Origin of the sequence: Desulfovibrio sp. 7SRBS1, assembly GCF_049723905.1 — a bacterium.
Taxonomy (GTDB): Bacteria; Desulfobacterota; Desulfovibrionia; order Desulfovibrionales; family Desulfovibrionaceae.
In genome coordinates this window covers 3,647,122-3,671,143 of the sequence record NZ_JBJKFD010000001.1, presented here as the reverse complement: position 1 = coordinate 3,671,143, position 24,022 = coordinate 3,647,122, and the positions used below count along the sequence as shown (strand labels likewise).

Sequence of the window (24,022 nt, the reverse complement as noted above, 5' to 3'; positions counted from 1 at the left end):
CGGCTGTTGAGCCAAAATCTGTTGATCAAGACAAGAGAATTACAAGATATCCGGACGCGAGAAAAAGAAAAACCGACGCGTATTTTCGGGTACACGTCGGTTTATTTTTGCAATTAAGCCCAATATTGCAGGCTGCTCAAAAAGGTATGAAAGCGAGGCGTAAGGAAAACTCAAGGCCGACGCGTATGTTCCGATACGCGAGGATTTGAGTTTTTTGAAACAACGAAGCTGGCGTGCCTTTTTCAGCAGCCTTTCAAATTACAGGCGTGCAACCATGGCCTCGACCAAAGCCCGCGAATTGGCCTCGGCCTGGAGGTATTCCTCCTCGCTGAGCCCCGCGCCCAGGGCAACTGCCTTGCGCAAGGCAGCGGAAATCAGGTCGCCGGGGGCGTGCGCGTCGTTGTCGATGACCAGCCTGGTGCCGAACTGCCGGGCCATGGCTGCCACGCGCCCGTTGGTCAGGCTGTGGCCCTTGCGCGTGGTGATTTCCACGTACACGTTTTTTTCCGCGGCCAGTTCCATTTCCTGGGGTGTTATCAGCCCCGGGTGGGCCAAGATATCGCAGCCGCCTTCAATGGCAGCCAGGTTGGTGCCACGCTCCACAGGCTCCACAATGGTTTCGCCGTGCACCACCACAATCTGCGCGCCTGCCCTGCGGGCCTCGACAATGGTGTCGGGGATGAGTCCGGGCGGCACGTGCGTCACCTCGCAGCCCGCGAACAAATCGATGCCCATGTAGGGCGAGTACTTGTCCGTAAGGCGCCGCACGTTTTCTATGGTGTGGTACATGTTGGAAAGATCGATGTGGTCGGTAATGGCCAACGCCCTGTATCCGGCCACTGCCGCGCGCCGCGCCAGCTCCGCGGGAATGAGTTCACCGTCGGAAAAGGTGGAATGGGTGTGCAGATCTATCATGGTCACATCTTGTATTTGTTTTTGGGGTCGAACTGCTTCAGAATGTCGTCCCACTTGTCCTCACCACTGCGTTCCCCGCCAAGGCCGTCGTAGGCCCGTTCGTCCTGCCCGGCCTTTTCCAGCACTTCCGCCGCCACCCGTATGGGCACCTGCGACCGGATGGCCAGGGCCACGGCATCCGAGGGCCGGGCGTCGATACGCCGCACCTCGGTTTCCGAACAGACCTCCAGCTCGGCATAAAAGGTTCCCTCGTCCAGCCCGATAATATCCACCGAATTGAGGGAAAAACCCAAATCTCTCACCACGTTGAGCAGCAGATCGTGTGTCATGGGACGGGGAAGACTGATCTCGTTGAGCGCCATGGATATGGCCATGGCTTCCATGGCTCCAATCCAGATAGGCAAGACCCTCTTGTACCGGTCGCTTTTAAGAATCAACACCGGGACCTGTGAGGTCTCATCCAGGGCCAGCCCGAACACGCTCATGTCGATCATAATTCTTCCATCCGGTTGGCAATCAGAAAATGTCTTCTGCCTCGGGCTATTGTGACATGGGCAAGGGTCCCGGTCAAATCCGCCGAAGCAATCTGCCCGCCTACAGGCACGTTGATAACCCGGTTGTACAGGTCGTGGCCTGTCCAGCCCGGCAGCCCTTCCACGGGCTTGCGCGTGGGCCGTTCCAGGATGACCTCGGCCCGGCTGCCTTCCACGCTTTTATGGATTTCCTCGGTAATGGCGTTCTGCGCTGTCTGAAAACGCTCCAACCGCTCGGACTTGACGTCTTCGGGCACTTTGCCGGCCATGCGCACACTGCGCACACCGGGCCGGTCGTTGTATTTAAAGGAATAGCTGCCCTCGTAGCGTACCCGTTCCAACATTTCCATGGTGCGGGAAAAATCGTCCTCGGTCTCGCCGGGAAAGCCCACAATGATGTCCGTGGAAAGGGCAATGTCCGGCCGGGCCTTGCGCAGCTGGTCCACAATATCCAGATACCGGGCGGTATCGTACTTGCGTCCCATGCTGGCCAAAATCTTATCCGAGCCGGATTGCAGGGGCAGGTGCAGATAGGGGCAGAGCTGGGGGAGTTCGCCAAAGGCGCGGATGACTTCCGGGGCAATATCCTTGGGGTGCGAAGTGGTGAAGCGCAGCCTGTCTATACCGTCTATGGCCGCAACCTGATGCAGCAGTTCGGCAAACGAGGTGCCGTCGCCGGACTTGTCCAGGCCGTAGGAGTTCACGTTCTGGCCCAGCAGGGTTATCTCGCGGGTTCCGGCCTCGGCCAGGGTGCGGCACTCGGCCAGTATCTCCTGGCTGCTGCGCGATTTCTGGCGTCCGCGCACATAGGGGACGATGCAGTAGGCGCAAAAGTTGTCGCAGCCCTGCATGATGTTCACAAAGGCCTGGGCCGGAGCCTTTGTCTTGTATTCCGGAGTCTCGCGTTCCAGATAGGATTCGGAAAAATCGAGCAGGCTGATGCGCAGATCGGGCGCTTGGGCCAGGCGTGCCATGGCCTGGGGCGCGTTGCTTATGCCATCGGTGCCGAAGACCAGCCGCACAAAGGGAAAGCGTTTCCAGAACTCGCAGCCCACCTGCTGGGCCACGCAGCCGCCCACGGCCACAAAGCCGCCCGGATGCTGCTCCACCAGGGGGCGCAGCCGTCCCAGCTGGCTGTAGACCTTTTGTTCAGGCTTCTCCCGCACGCTGCATGTGTTCAGGATGAAAACCTGCGCCTCTTCCTCGGAAACCTCTTCCCAGCCCATGGCGGTCAGCGCGCGGGACAGCCAGGTGGAGTCCGCCGCGTTCATCTGGCAGCCAAAGGTGATGATGTGAAATTGCATTATTCGCCCGCTGTAAAAAACGACCGCTCCTCCCGGAAGCCGCACGCGGACGGCGGATTACCCGGGAAGCCAGCCCAAGAGAAATTCCAGGACATAATCCCGGGCCTCTTCCAATGTCATCGTGTTGGCCATAACCACGCATTCGGCGGCAGGGTCCTCTTCAAACGGGACGTCAACACCAATGACCTCGCCCAGTCCCTTGACCAGACGGCCCGTTCTTTTACGCTCTAGCGCCTTGCTGTACAAGCCCGCCATAACCGCCCCTTCCGGACGGCCCGCTTCCCGCTGCATGGCCGTGTCCAGATTGCAGCGCAGGTAGACCTCGGCAAAACGGGGAATAAGCCCGCGCGCCTTCTGCCGCATGCTCAACCTGTGGGCCGAGGCGTCCATGAACACCCCTTTGCCCGAAAGCACATAAAACGCAGCCTCGTCCACGAACATCTTGTAGGCCTGTTCGCGTTCGGCCTCACTGTAGGTCGGCGACGGAAAATACGCTTTGCGCCGTTCGTCCATGCGCAAAACCACCGTGCGCTCCTGCATGGGATCGACCGCCCGCCGTACCGCATCCACAAGGGTGCTTTTCCCCGATCCGGGCAGCCCGGTGAACCACAACGCCCATCCTTTGCTTCGCATATACCCAGCCTATCTCATGTACTTGTTCACATTTTTCCAATCAAAATGGCTGTCTTCCAGCACATTGACCAGAAAGCTCAGCAGCCCTTTGCGCACCTGGGGGGGATGATCCGGATACCACTCCGGCGAGGCAATGACCAGACAACGAAAAACAAAAAACGGTGCAATGGCCTCCAGCACCTCCTCGTCACCGCTCTGCTCCAGGTATTCCTCGAAATACGCCTTGTAGAGGGTTTCGAACGGGCCGCTCAGGCGGGGCTTGTCGTACAGGCCGAACAACAGATAGTTGATGGCCATGGTGGCCACGTCGCCCGCGGGTTCGCCCCACTCGCCACGGCTGCGGTCCAGCACCCTAAAGCCGCCTTCGCCGTCCACCAGCACGTTCCAGGGATGAAAATCCCCGTGCACCGTGCTCAGACGATGGGTCATATTCTTCAACCGCCAGCGCCAATCCACTATGCGCTTTTCCAGGGCGCGGAAGCACTCGGCGGAAAAGAACTCAAACGGCGACGGAAAGGCCTCGTCGATCAACCCGTAGATGCACTCGTCCGCGCCTATGAGGTTGCGGATACGCCGGTAGTACAGATCGGGCTCGTCCTTTTTGTTCCTATGGATGCGGACCAGCCAGCGGGCAAGCTCGCGGGCCATTTCCACGTCCGAGTCACGGAAATCGCCACCCCGTATGCGGTCCAGGTCCCGAAAATAGTCGTAGCCTTCCAGCTTTTCATTGACGATGAAGAATTCCTGCGGGCCATCCAGAGGAACCAGGTTCCCCCCCTGGTTCACATAGCCAACGCCCAGAGGACGGACGTGGCGTTCCAGGCGGGCGCTCGTCTCGTACTGGAACAGCAGTACATGGGCTCTGTCCCAATAGTATTGGTGGCCGTATTTATCGCCTTTCATCACGGAGAGCACGGCTTCTTCCACCTGTCCGTTCCTTTTGAAACGCAGGCGCACGGGTTTGCCGTAGCCGAACCCCTTCATGCCCTGTTCATCCAGGGAACCGATATCTCCGGCATCCAGAAGCTCTGCTCCGTCAAAAGCACTTCGCACGTATTTTGCCAAGACTTCGAAGGAAAGTTCCAGCACCTCGGTATCCTCCGGTCATTAATTACGGTTCGCCATCCGCCCTCTCGCCAGCCTGAAAGTCCGCAAATCCCCAAATGCAGCGCGCATTGTCCATCAAAGATGAGTTCAGAATAACAGATAAAGGACTGCATACCCAAGGACAGTTTTTTAATTTCCACTTTGCATGGGGCAGGGAAAAACGGGTATTATTTTCTTGGGCAAGAAAATCCCGCCGGTTGATTTCCTGGCAACTCCTGCTATGAAGACAAAACTCTTCCGCAAAAGGATTACCCAATGCTCCGGACCTTACTGCTTGCATCTCTCCTGGCCTGTGTTCTCGCAACCACCCTTCCGCTCCCGGCACATGCCGAAATTTTTCGTCCGGTGGTCATCTACCAGGGGGATATCCAGGCAAATTCCTTCAATCTGACCGTCCACGAAGGCGTCGCGCTCTTCGCCCGAAAGACCGGCATACCGTGCAAGGAAATCCTCACGTCCAATGCAATGGATATCTACATGCAATGCGTGCAGAAAGTGTGCGCCCAAGGCTACTCGCCCGTGTTCCTGCTGTACGGAAACCATGTGAAGGACCTTCTTCCCTTTATCCGCCAGTACCCCAAGACCCGCTTCGTGGTCATGGGCACGGTAAAGGACGAGCCCAACATGTTTTCCCTGAATTTCGCGGAGCACGAGGGATCGTTCCTGGCCGGGGCGCTGGCAGCCATGGCGTCCAAATCCGGCACAATAGGCTTTATTTCCGTATCCGACTTACCGCTGATGCGGCGCTTTGCCTGCGGTTTCAGGCAGGGGGCCAAATACGTGGACCCAAAAATTGATGTGCTGACGGGATTTACAGGGTCGTACAAGGACGCCTGGTTTGACGGCAATGCCACGGCCGCCATGGCCGACAAATTCATGGATCAGGGCGCGGACGTCATCTACCAGGCCGCGGGAGGAGCGGGCCCGGCCGTATTGGAGGCCGCAGCCAAAAGAGGGAAGCTGGGCATAGGTGTGGACCGCAACCAGAACGGACTCTTCCCCGGCCATGTGCTCACATCCATGCTCAAGCGCACGGACCAGGTTGTTTATGCCGCTCTGATGCAGGCAAGACGCGGAATATGGCGGGACAACATCAAATATTTCGGCGTTACTCAGGACGCGGTGGGACTGGCCTTTGACGAAAACAATGCGCCGCTCGTTTCCCCGGAAATGAGAAAACGCATCGCTGCGATCAAAAGCAAAATAGCCATGGGGGAAATCCGGGTGCACGATTACGTGACGGACAATACCTGTCCGCAGTAACCGCCCCGGACATTTGGTGAGCGCTTAATTTTTGGTGGTTGTCCGCATCCCCCGGAAGCTCTCTTCCAGGCCCCCATCCTTGCCCATGCGGCTCAGGTTCTTGATGTCGCGCAGGGGCGGCGCGCCAAACTGCCGTTTGTACTCCCGGCTGAACTGCGACGGGCTCTCGTAGCCCACTTCCAAGGCCGCACTGGCCGCATCACAATTTTCCGCAATCATAAGCCGCCGCGCCTCCTGCAGCCTGAGCCACTTCTGGAATTGCAGCGGGCTCATGGCGGTCATGGCCCGGAAATGGTGGTGAAACGTGGAAGTGCTCATGCCTGCCTGACGGGCCAGCCCTTCCACCTTGAACTGGCTGGAATAATTTTTCTTCATCCACTCTATGGCGTAGGCCACCTGATGCCCGTGGCTCCCGGCCGAGGCGATCTGGCGCAGGCGGGGGCCCTGGCCTCCCACGAGCAGCCGGTAGATAATTTCCTTTTGAATGAGCGGGGCAAGAATGGGGATATCCTCGGGTTGATCCAACAGACCTATCAACCGTTGAAAGGCATCGAGCAGCGACCTGCAGACACTGCTCACCAAAAGTCCGCGCCCGGCTTTGCGCGTTCCGGGCATGGGCAGGTTGCTGTCCACCATCATCTGCGTCACAACCCGCAATTCGATGCGCAGCACCAGCCCCAAAAAAGGTTCCTCCGGGCTGGCCTCGGTGATGGTGGAGATGACCGGCAGCCCCACCGAGGTAAGCAGGTAGTTGTTGGCGTCGTACACGTACTCCTCGTCCCCCAGCATGACCCGCTTCGAGCCGTGGGCAATAAGACAGACACTTGGTTCGTGCATGACGCTTACAGGGTCTGTGGGCTGTTCGTGCCGGAACAGGATCAGCCCTGGAACTTCGGTTTCAAGACGGTGCTCCTTTTCGGTCCACCGGTAAATTTGCCCCGCGAGAACAGAACGGATCGCATCCAGGTCTTTCTGCACCGCAGTGTTTTTGGGAACATTCACGAAAAACTCCTTCTTTCCCCACCTCGATACCAGCCATTCAAGCCTATGGACAATACAATTCCCTCTCACTTCGGAGTATCGAACAATAGTTAAAAAGCATCTCTCAACCTGCCGTAGATATGATGCATTCTGTTCTTGCCCTTGCTCCCAGCACGGTGTATTGGCGATTTTGGTCCACTGGCTGCAACAGCAGCCCACCCGCCCCAAGGCCTGTGCTACCCGGTGTCTGTTTTTTCCATACACTACCAGTTCGCAAAGCGACCTTCTCGGCACATTGTTTCAAGGGATTTTACCGCATGGGATGCCTTTTTCCCAAAGCCCGGCAGCCCTGCTTTGCAGAGCTGAGAGTTTTCGGAGAGGTTCCCGCCAGACTTCATTCCAATTTCACTGAAGAAAGTTCAAGAAGGCAGATAGAGTTATGACTTTGAAAAATCGCATGTACCTTTTCCTTTTTCTTATAGCGATAGCAACAGCATTCGGGCTGCAGGGCTGGCGCACCATGTTCAACAACTTCGCCGTGGAAATTGGCCACGTCAGCGGAGAACAGATGGGGGCAATCCAGTCCATACGTGAAGTTCCCGGGCTGATGGGCATGCTCATCGTACTTCTGCTGCCCTTTATCACGGAGCGTAAACTGGCCGCTCTTTCCGTCGGCGTCATGGGCATAGGCGTAGCCGCCACCGGACTTTTCCCGCACTTCTGGGGATTGGTCATCACCACGCTGATCATGTCCACCGGCTTTCACTTCTACCAGACCCTGAACCAGTCCCTGACACTGCAGTACTTCAACCTGCACCAGGCACCGATTGTGCTGGGCAAGCTCAAGGGTGTCAGCGCAATCGCCAACATCCTCATCGGCCTGGTCATCCTGGGCTGTTCGGAATTCATGGGCTACACAAGCATGTATCTGGTGCTGGGCGTTCTGGTGGTATGCCTCGGCATCATCGGTTTTTCCCTCAGGCCCGGGCCCAAGGAAAAGGACGTCCCCATCCAGAACAAGAAGATGTTTCTGAAAAAGAAATACTGGCTCTACTACACGCTCACCTTTCTGGCCGGTGCCCGTCGCCAGATATTCGTGGCCTTTGCGGTCTTTCTGCTCATCACCAAGTTCGGTTTCACCATCCAGGAGGTCACCGGGCTGTTCGTGCTGAACAACATCATCGCCACCATCGTCAATCCCCTGGTGGGCAAGGCCGTAAACCGCTTTGGCGAACGCAACGTGCTTGCCCTGGAATACCTTGTTCTGCTGGTGGTTTTCAGCTGCTACGCCTTCAGCGACAGCAAACTGCTGGTTGCGTCCATGTATATTGTAGACCACCTCGTCTTCAGCTTTACCATTGCCATCAACACCTTTTTCCAAAAAATCGCCGAGCCCAAGGATATCGCCTCGTCCATGGCGACCGGGGGGACCATCAACCACACCGCCGCGGTACTTCTTCCCTTTCTGGGCGGGCTTGCCTGGAGCATCCATCCGTCCTGGATATTCATGGGGGGTACGGCACTGAGCGCGGCCTCGTTGGTCTTTTGCCTGTTCATTCCCGGCCAGATAGCCAAAGCCAGACAACAACAAGCATAATTCATAACGGTCTTCAGCTCCCGGCCCTCAAGCCTCCGGTCTGGTCGCACCACCAGCCGGAGGGCTGCAAGGCCGCAGATTTTCCCCCGGGGCACAAGGCAATTCCCGCTTTCCGCCCCTTTTTCCCCCTCACGCACATTCCGCAACTTTGTTCAAGATTTCCGCCCTGAAATGCCCTATCTTTTTGGAAACGAACGGATCAAAAACCATGACCAAGGACAATCACTTCATATTTCAGGGCAGTCGCCATCTTCCAGGCGTCACCGTACTCAATGCGGAGATGAACGACTTTTCCTATAAAAAACACGCGCACGAAGAAATCGCCCTGGGCGTGACCCTTTCCGGACTCCAGGACTTCCGCTGCCTGGGAAGCCATTTCAAAAGCAAACCCGGCAACATCATCCTGTTCAATCCCGAGGAGGTGCACGACGGCAATCCGGGCACCAGCGCCCCGTTAAAGTACGTCATGCTGTACATTCATCCCCGGGAAATCAGCACGCTCATCAACGCGCCGGAAGGGCCGGAGCTTTCGGCACCGCGAATTTCGGGAACATTGCTCCACGATGAAGCACTCAAAAGACAGATTCTCTCCCTTGCCCGGTGCATGACCACCAAGGGCAGCTCCCGGCTGGAAAAAGAACTGCATATCTATGAGATCGCCACCTGGTTTGCCCGGCGTACGGGAAAATCGACAGAGCCCGCAAGGAGCAGGGGAAAGGACAAGGCGCTGCAACAGGTGCGGGAGTATATCCACGACAACCTGCAACAGGATATTTCAATAGATGCCCTCTGCAACGTGGCCCATATTTCCAAGTACCACTTCATCCGCCTTTTCCGGGGGCAGTTTGGCATCACCCCGCATCAGTATGTCCTGAACTGCAAGGTCAACAAGGCACGGGCAATTATCGGAAGCGGCACTCCGGCAAGCCGCACGGCCCAGATGTGCGGTTTCGCCGATGCCAGCCATCTGAACCGGCACTTCAAAAGGACCTATGGAATCACACCCAAACAATACCAGCAGCAGATAGCCGAGTAGTTCCCATGCTTGAAATCATTACTTTTTCCATCGGCGTGATGTATACGCCCGGTCCGGTCAACCTGCTGAGCCTGAACAACGGCATGCAAAAGCAGCTTACCGCCCATGTCCCCTTTTCCCTTGGCGTGGCCTGCGCTCTTTCCTTCTGGTTCGCGCTTGTCGGCTACGCAGGAACCACCATCATCTCCCACGCCATGCTGCCGTATATAGGCATCCTCGGCTGCGCCTTCATCCTCTACCTTGCCGCCAAGCTGGCAACCGCCCCCGTAACGCTGAACGTTCAGAATACAAACTCCTCCCGCCTGACGTTCGTGGACGGTCTGCTTATGCAGCTGCTCAACCCAAAGGCCTTTATGGTGGTCTTTCCCGTAACCACGGTGCTCTTTCCCCGGAGCGGCATCACCGGAAGCTCCATTGCCATCTGGTCCGCCTTGCTCGGGCTGCTGGGGTTCGGCGCTCCCACCCTTTATGCGGCCATGGGTGCCGTGGTTGGACGGCGTATCGCCAATCCCACGTTTTTCAATGTGCTGAACAAAATAATGAGCCTTTTGCTCGTCCTTGTGGCCTGCGACATGGCCTACCAACAGGTGTACCTGCCGATGTTCGGCCCACAGGGCTGATTCCCCGGTTCATCCTTCACCGCAGCCGAAATCTTCCTCCGGTCCGGGACGCCATTGAAAGCGCTCCAGGCTGATGGCGCCGTCTTCATCCACAACGACTCCCTCGGCCCGCAGCAATGTACACTGCTCTTCAAAGCCCCGTCCGGGGGGCAATGAAATCCGGCCGTTCCTGTCCACCACGCGATGCCAGGGCAGAGCATGTTTTTCCGAGCAGGAATGCAGCACACGCACCACCTGCCGGGCGGCTCGCGGACTGCCCGCCAGCCGTGCCACCTGTCCGTAGGCCGCTATCCGCCCTTTGGGAATGGCCCGTATTATCCGCATTGCCCGCTGTGTAAACTCACCTTGCGCCACGCGCTTTCCTCCGATTTTTCGTTCCCGGTGCGGGTCTTATTGGGCAAGTACCTGGGCAGCCCCGCACACTGCCGGGAAAATTCCCTTATCAGCACTCCAATCAGATACAAAGTTCCCGCCCTGTGTAAAAAATAAGTGCCAGTCCCATACTTTCTTCCTATCTTGGCTAGCTCTTGGCTTTTTTTTCGGGTAGGTTTTCACAAACTCACTTGTGCGACAAGTGGACAATGCCCTCCAACACGTCGGGAAAACATATGGTTTGCGGGGTCCCCTGCGATACACCGCCCAAGCCAGAAAGAGGAACCGGACGGTGAACCAGAACTTGCCAGACAACATAAAAAAAGAGCTGCATCTGCCCAAACGGCTGTACGGCCGTGAAAAGCTCAAGGGAGAGATGCTGGCAATTCTTGAGGAGGCATGTTCGGGACCAGGCAGACTGCTGCTTATCCCCGGCCCTTCCGGCGTGGGAAAAACCTCCCTGGTGATGGAAATGGAAGAGCCCACACTCCAACGCAACGGGTTCTTCTGCCAGGGAAAATTCAACCAAATCCAGGGCAACATACCCTACTCGGCCTTCCGGCAGGTAATGGGAATACTGTTGCAGCAACTCTACTCCCAGCCCCCGGAGATGCAGGCCCAATGGAAAGAGGAACTTCTGGAAGCCGTCGGCGACCTGGGGCGTCTGCTCTTTGAAATTGCCCCGGAATTCGAAGCTTTCATAGGCCCACAGCCCCCGGTGACCATGGTCAGCCCCATCGAGGCCCGCCACAGACTGCATGGTATCTTCCACAACTTCTTCAAGGTCTTCTGCAAACCGGACCATCCGGTCGTTCTGTTCATCGACGACTGGCAATGGGGCGATCCGGCATCCCTGGAACTCTTCAGGCTGCTCGGCACGGGAAATCTGGAATACGTCCTGATTGTTGCGGCCTACAGAAACAACGAAGTGGACGAGACGCATCCCTTTGCCGCGGTGCTTCAGGAGATGCACATCCTGAACCCACGCATAGAAAGCAAGGAAATTTTCCCCCTTGGCCGACGCGACGTGAAACAGTTCATACGGGACGCCCTTGCCCCCAAGGTGGCGGACCTGCAGCAGCTGACCGACATCATCTACGACAGGACCAGGGGAAACCCTTTCTTTATGCATGCTCTGCTGGGGTTCATCCACTCCAGGGGCACGCTGCGGTATGATCCGACACCGGAGCCGTCCGCACCGGGCGGAATATGGCGCTGGAAAAACGAGACCTCCGATACCGGCACTTTTCCGGATTCCATCAGCAACCTTTTTGCCCAGCGCTTTGCCAACTATGCCGCGCCGCTTCAGGAGCTTCTTTTCCTGGCCGCCAGCATCGGCAACACCTTCAGCCTTGCCGATCTGTCCCTCGTCAGCGGACGCGGCAAATCCGAATGCCTCAGCCTGCTTTCCCCCGGGTTGCAAAAGGGTTTTCTTACGGTTCCGCCCTATGCGGAGGCTGCTGCCGCAAACACGAACAAGTCCGTCGATATTTTCAAATTCGCCCACGACAGCATTCAGAAAGCCGCCCACGGGCTGATCCCCAAGGAAGACGAGCCCAAGGTCCGATTGGCCATAGGGACGACGCTTCTGGAAAATTACGACAGCACCCAGCTGGACGAACACCTGTTCGAGATAACCTCGCATATGAACGCAGGCCAGCGCTTCATAACAACCGACCAGGACAAAATGCGGCTGCTGGAACTGAACATCAGGGCGGCACGCAAGGCTGTAGCCACCACAGCCTACAATGCCGCGCTGCAGTTCCACCGCATGGCCGGGGAGTTGTTGCAGAGCGCAGGCCAAACCGAGCAGGCATGGGAAACCAACTATGCCATGACCATGGCCCTGCACCTGGAATGGGCTGAAAGCGAATTTCTGGAAGGAAGCAAGAAGCTGGCTGAAAGTCTGCTGCAAAAGGCCATAAACCACGCCACCACTCCGTTGGAAAAGGCCGAGGCGCAACGGGTTATGATTGTCCAGTATACGCTGCAGGCACGCTATCCGGAGGCCATTTCCGCTGGTCGCAGCGGCCTGCAGGCCCTGGGAATAAACCTCCCGGAGGACGATTACCAGGCCAGGCTCGAAATGGAGCTCAAGACGCTTCGCACTACGCTGAAAGAGCGTCCCGTAACTTCGTATGCGGACATGCCTATCATGCGCCATCCGGAAATGCGCAAGGCCACCCAGCTTCTCATCACCATGGGGCCGCCCTGCTACCGCTCGCACCAACGATTATGGTCGGTGCTGGTACCCAAAGTGGTCAACCTCATCCTGCGCTACGGCAACATGCCCGAAGTGGGCTACAGCCACACAGCCCTTGCCGGACTTCTCATCTGGGTGGCGGACGACTTTGCCACGGCAGGCGCATTCTCCGACCTTGCCGAACAACTCATGACCCAGACCTTTGACTCGCCCTCGGACAAGAGCGTCTTTTTTCTGATGATGGGAAGCTCCGCCCGCCACTGGTTCAACCATCTCAGCCTGAGCAGCCGGGATTATGCCGACGCCTACGAGATCGGTTCCCGCTTCGGCAACCTCCAGTACGCGGCCTACGCCTTTGGCCACAACATGTACTGCTGTTTTTTTCAGGGAATGCCCCTGCCGCGGCTGCGCAACGAAACCGACGTATCCCTGAACTTCAGCCGGACCCGCTACAATCAATGGGCCATAGATCTGCTCGAAGCCAGCATCCACATCATGGATGAACTGACCGAGGATGTTGGTCTTGCCCATTGCAGCGCCACTTGGGAAGCCGATTTTCTGCACAGGGTGCAGTCCAGCGGGAACATCCAGGTGGTCTGCATCTACAAGGTCTTGCGCTCGTTCCAGCTGTTCGTCATGAACGAATATGAACGCGCCCTTGAATTTTCCGACCAGGCCGACGAAATCATATACACGGTCGGTCTGCAGGGGCTGCTCCCCTGGCCCGAACATCTCTTCACCCGCGCACTTATTTACGCCTCGCTCTTTGCAGACCAGGAAGAAAACAATTCTGACCGGCTGCGCGAGCTGACGCAAATCATCGAGCGATTCCGCCTTTGGGCCGAACATTGCCCGGCCAACTACAAGTTCAAGCTGCAACTTCTGGAAGCTGAACAGGCCCGCATGCAGAGCCGGTTCCAGGAGGCGGGCACCTTTTATGAACAGGCGATCGATTCGGCCCGGGAGGGCGGTTTTCTCCAATGGAAAGGCGTGGCCAACGAAAAAGCCGCCTTGTTCTGGGAAGAACGCGGGCTGGATCAGGTGGCCCTGACATACTGGCAGCGGGCCTACAGCAATTATGATTTTTGGGGTGCCACGGCCAAAACCCACGCCGTGGAACGACGCTTTACGGATATGGTCACCGAAAGGACCCAATTCAAAATTGCCCCTGAAATGCTCCGCGACCTGCATAAAAAACAACTCTCCGTGCTGCGCTCCAAGGAACAGCAGATAACTCAGCTTTCCAAGCGCAAGCTTGCGGAACGCCAGGCTCAGGATCTGGTGCAGGCCACAGCCAGGCTCCGGGAAGAAATCGTCCACCGCAAAAAAATCGAAGAAGATCTTCGCGAAAGCGAGGAGCGTTTCCGCCTCACTTTCGACAGGTCGCCCATTGGCGCGGCCCTTCTTTCTCCAAACCTGCGCTTCGTACGCGTCAACGAGGCATTCCGCCATTTCATCGGGTATGGGGAGGAGGAGCTTGTCGCCATGCACTTCCACGAAATCACCCATCCCGACGACGTGTCCGTAAGCATCGACCTTGTCCGCTCCCTGACCGAAGGGATGCAAAACACGAACCGACTCGAAAAACGCTATCTGCGCAAAAACGGGGAAGAAGTGTGGGCCAAGGTGGTTGTCAGCATCATCCGGGACCAGAAGGGACACCCCCTGTATTTTCTGCCCATGGTCGAGGACATTACGGAACGCAAACGGGCGGAACACGCCCTTATCCAGGCCAAGGAGGAAGCCCTGGCCGCCAGCAAGTCCAAGTCCATGTTTCTGGCCAACATGAGCCACGAAATCCGTACGCCGCTCAACGGCATCATCGGCATGCTCCAGCTCATGTTGCTCACTTCCATGAACCAAGAGCAGCAGGAATGTGCCGATATCGCCCTGCAATCGAGCCGTCGGCTGACCAGCCTACTTTCCGACATCCTGGACCTTTCCCGCGTGGAGGCCGGCCGTCTGGACCTGAACCCGGAACCCTATGATTTCTTCGAGATGATCGGTGGCATTTCCCAGTTGTATTCCCCGGTTGCCCGGCAAAAGGGACTTGAACTGCGGACCAGAATTGCCCCGGACATCCCCCGCACCCTGCTGGGAGACGCTCTGCGCCTGCAACAAATTATCAGCAACCTGCTCGGCAATGCCATCAAGTTTACGGAATCCGGCCATGTGATGCTGGAAGCCGACTTTATCCCCGCCACATATGCCGTCGTCCCCAGGCTGCTGTTCACGGTTTCGGATACGGGCATCGGCATCCCGGAAGACAAGCAGGGGAGCCTGTTCGAAGCCTTTACCCAGGCCGAAGCCGATTCCAAACGGCGCTTTCAGGGCGCAGGGCTGGGGCTGGCGATATCACGGGAACTCGTCTCCCTTATGAAGGGAGCGATTGCCGTATCCAGCGAGGTCGGCAAGGGCACGCAATTTTACGTCAACATTCCCTGCGTTCAGGCTTCGGTTCCGATTGCTACCGAACATTACGAAATTTCTCCCGAGGCTTCCAATGAACGGCTGAGAGTTCTCCTGGCCGAGGATGACCGCATCAGCCAGCTGACCATGAAAAGGATGCTGGAAAAACTCAACTGCCAGATCCATACGGTCGACAACGGCGAAAAGGCCGTGAAGGCCCTGACAGAACATGAAGTGGACCTGGTGCTGATGGATGTGCAAATGCCCGGCATGGACGGAATGGAAGCGACACGGGCCATCCGGGAAGGAGCTGCGGGAGAAAGGCTGGCGGATATACCGATTATCGCCATGACCGCCCACGCCATGTCCGGAGACCGGGAACGCTTTCTTGCCGGAGGCATGAACGGCTACATCGCCAAGCCCGTGGATTTTGAGGATCTTAAGACCCTGCTGCGGCAACGGCTCAAGGCTGAATTATCCGGCAACTCATAACAGCGCAATTTTGCAGCTGTTCAATTAATTCCCTCCCCAAAAACAACCACACACCGTAAAACCATACATTTCCTTTGAAGCTCCCCACAAGGCCCGCCCCTGAACAAGGAAGCCGTGCTCAAAGCATTGGGGCAGGGCCTTTCCAGACCTGCGGATTCCTTCGGCCTTTGCACCTCCTCCCCAAGACTGCTGCATTTTGACGGAAGACCGATATCCGAGGAAACCTGTGCCATGGCCGCACCGGATATCGCCCCCGGAGTGCTTTGCACGGTCGCTGTATTTTCAAACCGATTCCACCTGACCGCTTCAGGAACAAATTTGACCCGCTTCGGGCAGTACGGAATGAGAAATGAACGTATTTGATTCAATCGATATTGATTAGCGTTATCATAATCATATTCGTCACAGACAGCACACGGCAACGGTATTCAGCACAAACCATCAACAGAATTCATTTCAGGGAGCTTGCTCATGTCCTCCTGGCGATCACTTTTCCTTGCGTTATTTTGCATACTGGCCCTGCCGCAGACGGGTCTGGCGGCCGCCTCCGCCGATGCGTCGAAAAACAGCACCAGGCTGGACGCCGTCGTCGTGACGGCTACCAAGGGCGAAACCGACCTGCAAAAAACAGCGGCCAGCATTTCCACCTTTGATGATACCCAGATTAACGACGCCAACATGAACTTTGTCCAGGATCTCGGGCTGCGCGTTCCCAACCTCGGCTTCTACACCGGGGGCATGAACGTCATCAACTTTCCCACCATGCGTGGTGTACGCTCCGACCCGCACAACAATATTTCCAGCGTCACCTTGTATGTGGATGATGTGCCATGTACCTCCAACCTCGGGTATGTTTCCGACCTTTACGACATCGAACGCATCGAAGTGCTGCGCGGACCGCAGGGCACACTCTACGGGCGCGGTACGGAAGGCGGCGTCATCAACATCATCACCAAAAAGCCGGGCAATGATCCGTCGGGCAAGGCCACCATGGAAGTGGGCAGCGGACATATGTTCCATGCAAAGGGCGACATTTCCGGCGCGCTCATCAAGGACATGATGTACCTGGGGCTGGCCGTGGACGGCTACCGGCGCGACGGCTGGATTCACAACGATTATGACGACAGCCTGGTGGACGATCAGGGCAACATTTCCGGACGCGGCACACTGCGCCTGACGCCCACGGAACAGCTCGAAATCACCCTCATGGCCTCCCTGCTCAAATACGACGAAGGCTCCTTTTCCATGTATGCCTGGCCTTCGGACGATAACCGCCACGTCAATACCGACACACCAGGTTACAACCGTTCGTCCATCGACGAGCAGGCCCTGCACGTAAAATATGACTTCACGGACGAATGGTCCCTTACCTCCATCACCTCGCGCCGCTACACAAACGCCGACTACGAGGTGGACTACGACTTCTCCACCATGAAGGGATGGGAAACCCACAAATACGACAAGTACTCGGACATCGGCGAGGAACTCCGCCTGAACTACCAGGACGACGACGGGGCAAGCTTTCTGCTTGGCGCCTACCTGAACAAATATGACCGCAAGGTGCAGTACGAATATGTGGCTTCAGGCGCGGCTACGGAAACCAAGGACGTAACTGATACGTACTCCGCCTTTGCCCACGCCAAGTATCCCGTATGGGGTGGTCTGAGCCTTATCGGCGGCCTGCGCATGGATACCTACACCACGAAATTCAACAGCGAGCCATTTGACGACACCAAAACCTGGAACGCCTTCTCGCCCAAGGCCGGCCTCGAATACCAGATTACGGACAACAACATGGCCTACGCCACGGTATCGCGCGGCTACCGCGCAGGCGGATTCAACAGCTACTCCCCGCCGTCCGGGCAGTACGAGTTCGATGAGGAAACCATGTGGGCCTACGAACTGGGTTCCAAAAACTTCTTCTTTGACAAAACCCTCAAAGTGAACGCCGCAGTCTTTCTGAACGATTTTCAAGACATCCAGGTTGAGCAATACGTGATGAACGGCATGATGCCCATGCCCTACACCGCCAACTCCGGCGACACCCAGGCCTGGGGCGGCGAGCTCGAAATCAGCTGGTTCCCCATTCCGTCTTTGGAACTGTTCGGAACCTTAGGCTACACCCACATGCGCTACGGCAACTTTACGGACGCATTGGGCGACCACAAGGACAACCATCTCCCCTTTGTGCCGGACTACACCTACAGCGGCGGCGCACAGTATCGCCATAGCTCGGGCTTGTTCGCCCGCGCCGAAGTTCTGGGAAGCTCCAAGGTCTATCTGGACAGCTCCAACGAATGCACCATTCCCGAACATGCCACGGTCAACGCCAAGGTGGGATGGGAATTTGAAAAAACCGATGTGTACGTGTTCGCCACCAACCTCTTTGACGAACGGTACGACTACGAAGGCGCCTTTGGCGGAGGCTATGCCGTGGCCACTGCTCCGCTCACTCTGGGGCTGAACGTTACATACCACTTCTTTTAGCATGAACTCCTGGATGCAGCGTGCATGCACGCTGCATCCAGCCCCTTCCGCCCGTTCCCCGGTCCACTCCCGACATGCCACGAGGTTACATACATGCATCGTAATTCCAGCATCGCCTTTTTCGAGCGGCTCACCGCGGGTATCATCCGCTTCCGTTGGCTCGCCCTGCTGGGCGTGATTCTGCTGACCGCCTTTTTCATGGCCAGCTCGTCCTCGCTCAAGTTCAACGGATCCTTTGAAATCTGGTTCTTTGACAACGACCCGGCCATGCACCGGCTGAACGCGTTCAAGGACTCGTTCGGCAACGACCAGTTCGTCTACATTCTGGTGGAGACCGACGGCGTGTTCAAACCCGAAAACGCGGCGGTGATCAAACGTTTGTCCGAAGAGCTGGAACGGACCGTCCCCTATTTGCGCGACCTTACATGGGTGGGCAATGCCGAGCACATCTCGGCCAGTGCCGACACCGTCTTCATCCAGGAACTGCTCGAAGACATGCCTGCCAACGCGCAGGAGGCCGACCGCCGCCAGGCCCTGGCGCTCAAGGAAAAGGACTTCGTCAACCGCTACATATCCGAAGACGGCAAGGCCGCCGGCATTCTCATCGAACTGGAAAAGTACCCGGAAGGACACATTGTACCGCCCCCGTCCACGCAGGTCGCCATGGCCGTATTCCAGGTGCTGGAAAAACCGGAGTACGCAGGGCTGGACCTGCGCGTGGTGGGCCATCCCATCTTTGAAACGCGCTACAACCAGGTGGCCGGGAGCGAAACGCCCAAATTCTTCGGGCTGTGCATTCTGGTGCAGGCCATCCTGCTGTTCCTTTTCACCCGCTCCCTGCGCGGGGTGCTCGTCCCCGTCATCGTCGTGACCCTGAGCTTTTTCTGGACCCTGGGCACCATCGCCCTTATCGGCTTTGATCTGGACCTGATGATCATCGGGCTGCCGGTCATGCTCATCTGCGTGGGCATAGGCGACGCCATGCACGCCATTGCCGACTACAACCACCATGCCTCGCAAAGCAAATCCCGCAAAGACGCGCTGCTGCATTCCATGGGCCGGGTGGGACTGCCCTGCCTGCTGACCAGTCTGACCACGGCCATAGGCTTCTTCGCCTTCAGTTCGGCTCCCATCAAGCCGTTTCTGCACCTGGCCGTGTACCTCCCGGCGGGCGTGCTCTACGCCTTTGTACTGACCATGGTGCTGGTGCCCGTGTTCTACTCCTTTGGAAAAGAACGTCCCAAACGGGGCTGGGCCACGCGCGAAATGGTGCTCCCCGAAAAAATTCTGGATGCCCTGGGCAGGCTGGTCACTACGCGGCCCCGCATGGTCATGGTCGCATTCGTTATTTTTATGGCCCTGGGTGTGGGCGGTTCCTTTCTGGTGCAGGTGGAGTCCAACCCCACCAAGTTCCTGACCAAACGGGTGCCCCTGCGCCAGGATGTGGACTACGTGGACAACCGCATGGCCGGTTCCACGGGCCTGGAAATAGTGGTGGATACGGGCCGTCCCGACGGCATAAAGGACCTGGCCGTGCTGCACGGCATGGAACAGCTGGCCGATGCCATGGAGCAGGACCCGCTGGTCCACAAAAGCTTCAGTGTGGTGGACGTGCTCAAAAAGATGCGCCGCGCCCTGCACGGCGACGACGAAAAATTCAACACCTTGCCGGACAAACAGGCAGCCGTACCCGAATATCTGGCCTTGTACGAAATGTCCGGCGGCGACCAGATGGACAAGATCGTCAGCTTCGACGGCTCCACCGCCCGCATCAACCTTCAGACGCGCACCCTGGGGTCGTCCGAGACCCGCGAACTGATGGACAAGGAGGCGGCCCTGTCCGAGGAGCTGTTCCCGGAAGGGGTCAAGGTGACCACCACCGGCTTTGTGGATATTGCCAAGACCCTCAACGACAACATGGCAACGGCCCAGAGCCGCAGCATCGCCCTTGCCTTTGCCATGATCACCGTGGTCATGATCATCACCCTCCGTTCCATCCCCATGGGGCTCATCAGCATGGTCCCCAACATCATGCCCGTGTTCATGATCCTTGGGTTGCTGGGCTTTACCGGCATCTACATGGATACAATCCTCATGAGCGTCAGCGCCATGATTATCGGCGTTGCCGTGGACGACACCATCCATTTCTTCGTCCACTTCCGGCGCGAGTTCGACCTGGACCGCGACTATGCCGGAGCCATCCGCCGCACCATCAAGGATGTGGGACGGCCCATCATGTTCACCACGCTCACGCTTACCCTGGGCTTTCTGGTTCTGGCCTGCTCGGTCATGGTGGGATGGATCAAAATAGGCATTCTGGCAGGCTTTGCCTTTCTATGGGCACTTGTGGCGGACCTTATCTTTGCGCCCGCCCTGCTCATGCTGCTCAAACCGTTGGGAAAGGGAAAAAACGCCTGAGCGGGGATGCGTCTCCCCTTGCTCCTGCTTGAAGTCCACACAATGCGTCTTGGTATTTTGTGGAGGAACGCGACCAGAAAAACCTCGTTTTTCTGGTCCGCTCACGCCGCCTCTGGTGGTACATGACGGGCATAGCCCGTCATGCAGCGTGCCGCGCGTACTGCTCCATTTTTAATGGCGCGAAGAGAACAAGCGCGACACGAGCAGCGTTTTCAGGCCGACCGTTTATTGCGGTCGGCCTGTTTTTTTGTCAATTTCACAGCACTTCTTGTATTGACATTGATTATCAAGTTCAATAATTACACGCAAAGAATTATGACTAAAAATCCGCCGCTTACAACACATTTTCGCCACCAGTTGGACAAAGGACTGCGTGTGGAACTCAAGGAGTTCAACACAGCGGAGGACGTCCATCTGCGCTTCAACTCGCCCGGCGGCAACATCGGCTGCTCCTTCTGCCTGGAAGGCGGCATGACCACCCGCATGGAGTCCAACCGCTCCACCGCCACCATCACCTCGGGAATATCCGGCATCTGGCACGCGCCCGAAACCGCCATCGATGCCAGAGTGGAAGCCGGGCGCACCCTCTGGCTGGATCTGGAAGTACGGCAGGAGCGTTTTCTGCAATTCGTGGAAGAAAACATCAACGACCTACGCCCGGAATTCATGGACAGCATCTGCAAAAAATCCGGCCTGCCCTACCATGGCGTGGCCCCCATGACCCCGGAAACACGGATGCTGCTTCGAGACATCATGCACTGCCCTTTCCAAGGCGGATTGCAGCGCCTGTACCTGGAAAGCAAGGGGCTGGGCCTGCTGCTGGGCGAGGTCTCGCGCCACACCCTGCTGCCCTCCACACCGCATTGCCCCTGCGTTCCGGCCCGGCACAAGGCGGAGCAGGCCCGCGAACTACTTTTGCAGGACCTGTCCAATCCGCCCACCATAACGGACCTCGCCAGGCAGGTAGGCATGAGCGAAAGCTCCCTTAAACGCGCTTTCCGCACCACCTTTGGGCAGTCCATCTTCTCCTACTTTCAAACCTACCGGCTGAACCAGGCCAAGGCCCTGCTGGCAAGCGGCGAAATGAACGTGACGGAAGTGGCTTTTGCCATTGGCTATTCCAACCACAGCCACTTCAGCCGGGCCTTTAAACGGCAGTTCGGGATCTCGCCCAAAAGCTGCCATGCCTCCATCCATTCCGTGTTGACCGAAACAGGTACAAACCTGGCCTGATACCGACAGCATAGTCCGCTCAGCGGAGGTATTCTTGTGTGTAAAGCCAGTTGGCTGCAAACACGGAGAAAACCATGCCGCAACTCACGTCCTTCATATTCCTTTTGTTCTGCCTGCTTATCCCTATCGGCCCCGCCGCCGCAGCAGCAGATACAGCCGCGTCTTCCGAGCTTACAGGAAGAGACATCGCCATCCTGATCGACAAGGCCGATTCCAGCCGCGACGCACGCCAGACCATGCTTATGGTCATAGAACGGGGCAGCGCCAAACTGTCCCGCAAGATGGAAATGTTCACCAAAAAATTCCCGCCTGACGAACGCGGCCTGATCCGCTTTCTGGCGCCCTCGGACATTCGCAACACCAGCTACCTCACCTGGAGCTGGGACGCGCCCCAACACGAGGACGACATGTGGGTGTTCATGCCTTCGGAAAACCTGGTGCGGCGCATCAGCGGCGGCGGCAAAACCGGGTCATTCATGCGCAGCGACATGGCCAACGAGGACATTGAAAAGCGCTCCGTGCTCGACGACAGCCAAACCCTGCTGCGCACCGAAAAAATGGACGGCACCGACTGCTGGGTTGTGGAGTATGTCCCGGTGGACCTGTCCGATACCGGGTATTCCAAACGTGTGGCCTGGGTACGGCAGGACATCCACCTGCCCGCACGCATCGACTATTACGACAAGCGGGGAAAGCTGCTGAAAACCGCCCGCTACGGAGGCTTTGTGGAAAAAGACGGCATCTGGCGCCACACCCGCATGATCATGCAAACGCCGCGCAAAAAGACCCGCACCCTGGTTCAGATTGCGGACATCCAATACAACACCGGGCTTCCCGACACGTTTTTCGAACAGAGCAACCTGCCCCGCTAGGCCCCGCCAAAAAGAAAAAGATGTGATGCGCAGATACGGAAAAAATGATGATCGCGCCAATTCGGGCCACTGCCGAAACAAACGGGCCCCAATGCCACAGCAAATGACATCCACCGGCCCTCGGCCCTGACCGGAGAGACTCCATGCCCCGATATTTTGCGGCCTGGCTTGCAGGCCTGGCGCTGTTGCTTTGTTTTTTCGCTCCATTGCCGCGGGCCATGGCGGAAGACGTTCCGCTCGATATGGACGGCATGGACTTCGACCTGACCGAGGCCATGCCCGACGAAAAGGAATCAGCCTACGACCTGTATTTCGGCGGCTATGCCGAGTCCCGAACCCAGGTGGGAGTGGACCGGGGCGAAGTCCTCTCCTTTCGCCAGCGGTTGCACCTGGAAACCTCCGCGGAGATGCATTCTTTGCTGGTTTTCGGATCGGCCGACGCGGACTTCGACCCGGCCGTGGCCCAATGGAGCGACCAGCAGGAGGAGCAGACCCACACCCGCGTGGACAAGCTCTACCTGTCCCTGGACACCTCCTACCTGGACCTTGTGGCCGGACAGCAGGTGGTGCGCTGGGGCACGGGCGACGGCATCAACCCCATGGACCTGTTCAACCCTGTGGATCAGCGCGACCCCGTGGCCAACGCCCGCAGCCTGCGGCGCAGGTCGGTGCCGCTGCTGCAGGCCGTGGTGCAGCGGCCGGGCATTACCCTGGAGGGCGTGTTCCTGCCCATGGCCGAGGTCAACAAGCCGCCACTCACGGACAGCCCATGGGAACCTGCGGGAGTACGGGCCATTCGCCAGGCTGTGGACAACGGACAGGCCGAACTGGAGGACGAAAACACGCCCGACGGCCAGGAATACGGCCTGCGGGCCACGGTCACGGCCTCTGGCTGGGACCTCTCCCTGCTTTATTACGAGGGGTACGCCAACGACGCGGTCTATTCCCGGGAGCAGACCGAAGGAATCATCACCTACAAGGCGCTGCATCCGCACTTTACGGCCTACGGGTTCAACTTCGCCAAAGGACTTTCCAGCGGCACGGTGCGCGGCGAAGTGGCCTACAAGCCGGATACGGTCTTTCCCGCCGCGCCGCACAACACCGCGGAATACGAAGCAGGAGGAGACGGCCTGGTAAAGGCGGATTTCGTCCAGGCCGTGGTCGGCCTGGACTGGACCTTTTTCAGCAACCTCTACCTGAACGGCCAGTATTTTGTGGAACTTCTTCCGGGATCGGATTCCGGGGCGGCCTGCCGCGACTTTTCCGACGGCATGACCTTCAAGGTAAGCGACAAATTTCTGGACACGGCCCTGGAAACGGGCGTGCAGGGAACCGTCTATTTCAACGGCGGAGGCCTGTCCACGGAAGCCTACGTTCAATACGAAGTGGACGACCATTGGGAACTGACCGGCGGAGTCATCCTCTGGGAAGGGGATGCGGACTCGGTTCTGGGCCAGTTCCGCGACAACGACATGATCTACTGCAAGGTCAAATACTCCTTCTGAATCCGGCCCTGGCCGGAGTTCGGACAACTCAAAACCAAGGAG

At 57.7% G+C, this 24,022-nt stretch carries 17 protein-coding genes; 10 read left to right on the top strand and 7 right to left on the bottom strand.

The genetic code is table 11. From position 1 onward, the window contains the following. Positions 1-258 precede the first annotated feature (258 nt). Genes ACI0FJ_RS16300 through ACI0FJ_RS16280 form a run of 5 tightly spaced genes read right to left on the bottom strand, consistent with a single transcriptional unit; the run spans position 259 to position 4,474 of the window. The gene (locus ACI0FJ_RS16300; protein ID WP_424305087.1) at positions 259-915 is read right to left on the bottom strand and encodes a histidinol phosphate phosphatase domain-containing protein; all 657 of its coding nucleotides are present in this window, start codon (positions 913-915) and stop codon (positions 259-261) included. Positions 916-917: 2 nt separating this feature from the next. Further along, positions 918-1,409 carry a bifunctional nuclease family protein gene (locus tag ACI0FJ_RS16295; protein ID WP_424305085.1) on the bottom strand — a complete coding sequence of 164 codons (492 nt, stop codon included), beginning with the start codon at positions 1,407-1,409 and terminating at the stop codon, positions 918-920. After that, positions 1,406-2,752 (bottom strand): tRNA (N6-isopentenyl adenosine(37)-C2)-methylthiotransferase MiaB, encoded by a 1,347-nt coding sequence (gene miaB / locus ACI0FJ_RS16290; protein WP_424305083.1) that lies wholly within the window; start codon positions 2,750-2,752, stop codon positions 1,406-1,408. The genes ACI0FJ_RS16295 and miaB overlap by 4 nt, the downstream gene beginning before the upstream one ends. A gap of 57 nt (positions 2,753-2,809) precedes the next feature. After that, positions 2,810-3,385: an adenylyl-sulfate kinase gene (locus tag ACI0FJ_RS16285; protein WP_424305081.1), complete on the bottom strand. Its 576-nt coding sequence runs from the start codon at positions 3,383-3,385 to the stop codon at positions 2,810-2,812. Between the two features lie 9 nt (positions 3,386-3,394). Next, positions 3,395-4,474 (bottom strand): phosphotransferase family protein, encoded by a 1,080-nt coding sequence (locus ACI0FJ_RS16280; protein ID WP_424305079.1) that lies wholly within the window; start codon positions 4,472-4,474, stop codon positions 3,395-3,397. Between the two features lie 273 nt (positions 4,475-4,747). On the opposite strand from ACI0FJ_RS16280, the gene ACI0FJ_RS16275 reads away from it, so the two are divergent. Then, entirely contained in the window at positions 4,748-5,755 is a 1,008-nt protein-coding gene (locus ACI0FJ_RS16275; RefSeq protein WP_424305077.1) for a BMP family ABC transporter substrate-binding protein, read from the top strand. Positions 5,756-5,779: 24 nt separating this feature from the next. On the opposite strand, the gene ACI0FJ_RS16270 is transcribed toward ACI0FJ_RS16275, so the two are convergent. Continuing rightward, on the bottom strand, positions 5,780-6,757 hold the full coding sequence (locus tag ACI0FJ_RS16270; RefSeq protein ID WP_424305075.1) for an AraC family transcriptional regulator N-terminal domain-containing protein: 978 nt from the start codon (positions 6,755-6,757) through the stop codon (positions 5,780-5,782). Between the two features lie 418 nt (positions 6,758-7,175). On the opposite strand from ACI0FJ_RS16270, the gene ACI0FJ_RS16265 reads away from it, so the two are divergent. The 3 genes from ACI0FJ_RS16265 (at position 7,176) to ACI0FJ_RS16255 (ending at position 9,989) form a co-directional block, all read left to right on the top strand. Then, a complete protein-coding gene (locus ACI0FJ_RS16265) occupies positions 7,176-8,333 on the top strand; it encodes an MFS transporter (RefSeq protein WP_424305073.1) in 1,158 nt (385 codons plus the stop codon). A 208-nt stretch (positions 8,334-8,541) separates the two neighbouring features. Beyond that, positions 8,542-9,369, top strand: a complete 828-nt coding sequence (locus ACI0FJ_RS16260) for an AraC family ligand binding domain-containing protein (protein WP_424305071.1) — start codon at positions 8,542-8,544, stop codon at positions 9,367-9,369. A 5-nt stretch (positions 9,370-9,374) separates the two neighbouring features. After that, a complete protein-coding gene (locus tag ACI0FJ_RS16255; RefSeq protein ID WP_424305069.1) occupies positions 9,375-9,989 on the top strand; it encodes a LysE family translocator in 615 nt (204 codons plus the stop codon). A 9-nt stretch (positions 9,990-9,998) separates the two neighbouring features. On the opposite strand, the gene ACI0FJ_RS16250 is transcribed toward ACI0FJ_RS16255, so the two are convergent. Beyond that, on the bottom strand, positions 9,999-10,343 hold the full coding sequence (locus ACI0FJ_RS16250) for an MGMT family protein (protein WP_424305067.1): 345 nt from the start codon (positions 10,341-10,343) through the stop codon (positions 9,999-10,001). A 310-nt stretch (positions 10,344-10,653) separates the two neighbouring features. Here ACI0FJ_RS16250 and ACI0FJ_RS16245 point away from each other — a divergent pair, with 310 nt between their 5' ends. The 6 genes from ACI0FJ_RS16245 (at position 10,654) to ACI0FJ_RS16220 (ending at position 23,980) form a co-directional block, all read left to right on the top strand. Further along, a complete protein-coding gene (locus ACI0FJ_RS16245) occupies positions 10,654-15,465 on the top strand; it encodes an AAA family ATPase (RefSeq protein WP_424305065.1) in 4,812 nt (1,603 codons plus the stop codon). Positions 15,466-15,936: 471 nt separating this feature from the next. After that, positions 15,937-17,952: a TonB-dependent receptor gene (locus ACI0FJ_RS16240; protein WP_424305063.1), complete on the top strand. Its 2,016-nt coding sequence runs from the start codon at positions 15,937-15,939 to the stop codon at positions 17,950-17,952. A 93-nt stretch (positions 17,953-18,045) separates the two neighbouring features. Then, positions 18,046-20,370, top strand: a complete 2,325-nt coding sequence (locus ACI0FJ_RS16235; protein WP_424305061.1) for an efflux RND transporter permease subunit — start codon at positions 18,046-18,048, stop codon at positions 20,368-20,370. A 315-nt stretch (positions 20,371-20,685) separates the two neighbouring features. Beyond that, complete coding sequence (locus tag ACI0FJ_RS16230; RefSeq protein WP_424305059.1) at positions 20,686-21,603, top strand: helix-turn-helix transcriptional regulator; 918 nt, start codon at positions 20,686-20,688, stop codon at positions 21,601-21,603. Between the two features lie 74 nt (positions 21,604-21,677). After that, entirely contained in the window at positions 21,678-22,475 is a 798-nt protein-coding gene (locus ACI0FJ_RS16225) for an outer membrane lipoprotein-sorting protein (protein WP_424305057.1), read from the top strand. Positions 22,476-22,618: 143 nt separating this feature from the next. Then, positions 22,619-23,980 carry a hypothetical protein gene (locus ACI0FJ_RS16220; protein WP_424305055.1) on the top strand — a complete coding sequence of 454 codons (1,362 nt, stop codon included), beginning with the start codon at positions 22,619-22,621 and terminating at the stop codon, positions 23,978-23,980. Positions 23,981-24,022: the final 42 nt, after the last annotated feature.

Coding starts and splice junctions, on each gene's coding strand:
- ACI0FJ_RS16300 (WP_424305087.1), bottom strand. CDS start 915: ATGATAGATCTGCACACCCATTCCACCTTTTCCGACGGTGAACTCATT.
- ACI0FJ_RS16295 (WP_424305085.1), bottom strand. CDS start 1,409: ATGATCGACATGAGCGTGTTCGGGCTGGCCCTGGATGAGACCTCACAG.
- miaB (WP_424305083.1), bottom strand. CDS start 2,752: ATGCAATTTCACATCATCACCTTTGGCTGCCAGATGAACGCGGCGGAC.
- ACI0FJ_RS16285 (WP_424305081.1), bottom strand. CDS start 3,385: ATGCGAAGCAAAGGATGGGCGTTGTGGTTCACCGGGCTGCCCGGATCG.
- ACI0FJ_RS16275 (WP_424305077.1), top strand. CDS start 4,748: ATGCTCCGGACCTTACTGCTTGCATCTCTCCTGGCCTGTGTTCTCGCA.
- ACI0FJ_RS16265 (WP_424305073.1), top strand. CDS start 7,176: ATGACTTTGAAAAATCGCATGTACCTTTTCCTTTTTCTTATAGCGATA.
- ACI0FJ_RS16260 (WP_424305071.1), top strand. CDS start 8,542: ATGACCAAGGACAATCACTTCATATTTCAGGGCAGTCGCCATCTTCCA.
- ACI0FJ_RS16255 (WP_424305069.1), top strand. CDS start 9,375: ATGCTTGAAATCATTACTTTTTCCATCGGCGTGATGTATACGCCCGGT.
- ACI0FJ_RS16240 (WP_424305063.1), top strand. CDS start 15,937: ATGTCCTCCTGGCGATCACTTTTCCTTGCGTTATTTTGCATACTGGCC.
- ACI0FJ_RS16235 (WP_424305061.1), top strand. CDS start 18,046: ATGCATCGTAATTCCAGCATCGCCTTTTTCGAGCGGCTCACCGCGGGT.
- ACI0FJ_RS16230 (WP_424305059.1), top strand. CDS start 20,686: ATGACTAAAAATCCGCCGCTTACAACACATTTTCGCCACCAGTTGGAC.
- ACI0FJ_RS16225 (WP_424305057.1), top strand. CDS start 21,678: ATGCCGCAACTCACGTCCTTCATATTCCTTTTGTTCTGCCTGCTTATC.
- ACI0FJ_RS16220 (WP_424305055.1), top strand. CDS start 22,619: ATGCCCCGATATTTTGCGGCCTGGCTTGCAGGCCTGGCGCTGTTGCTT.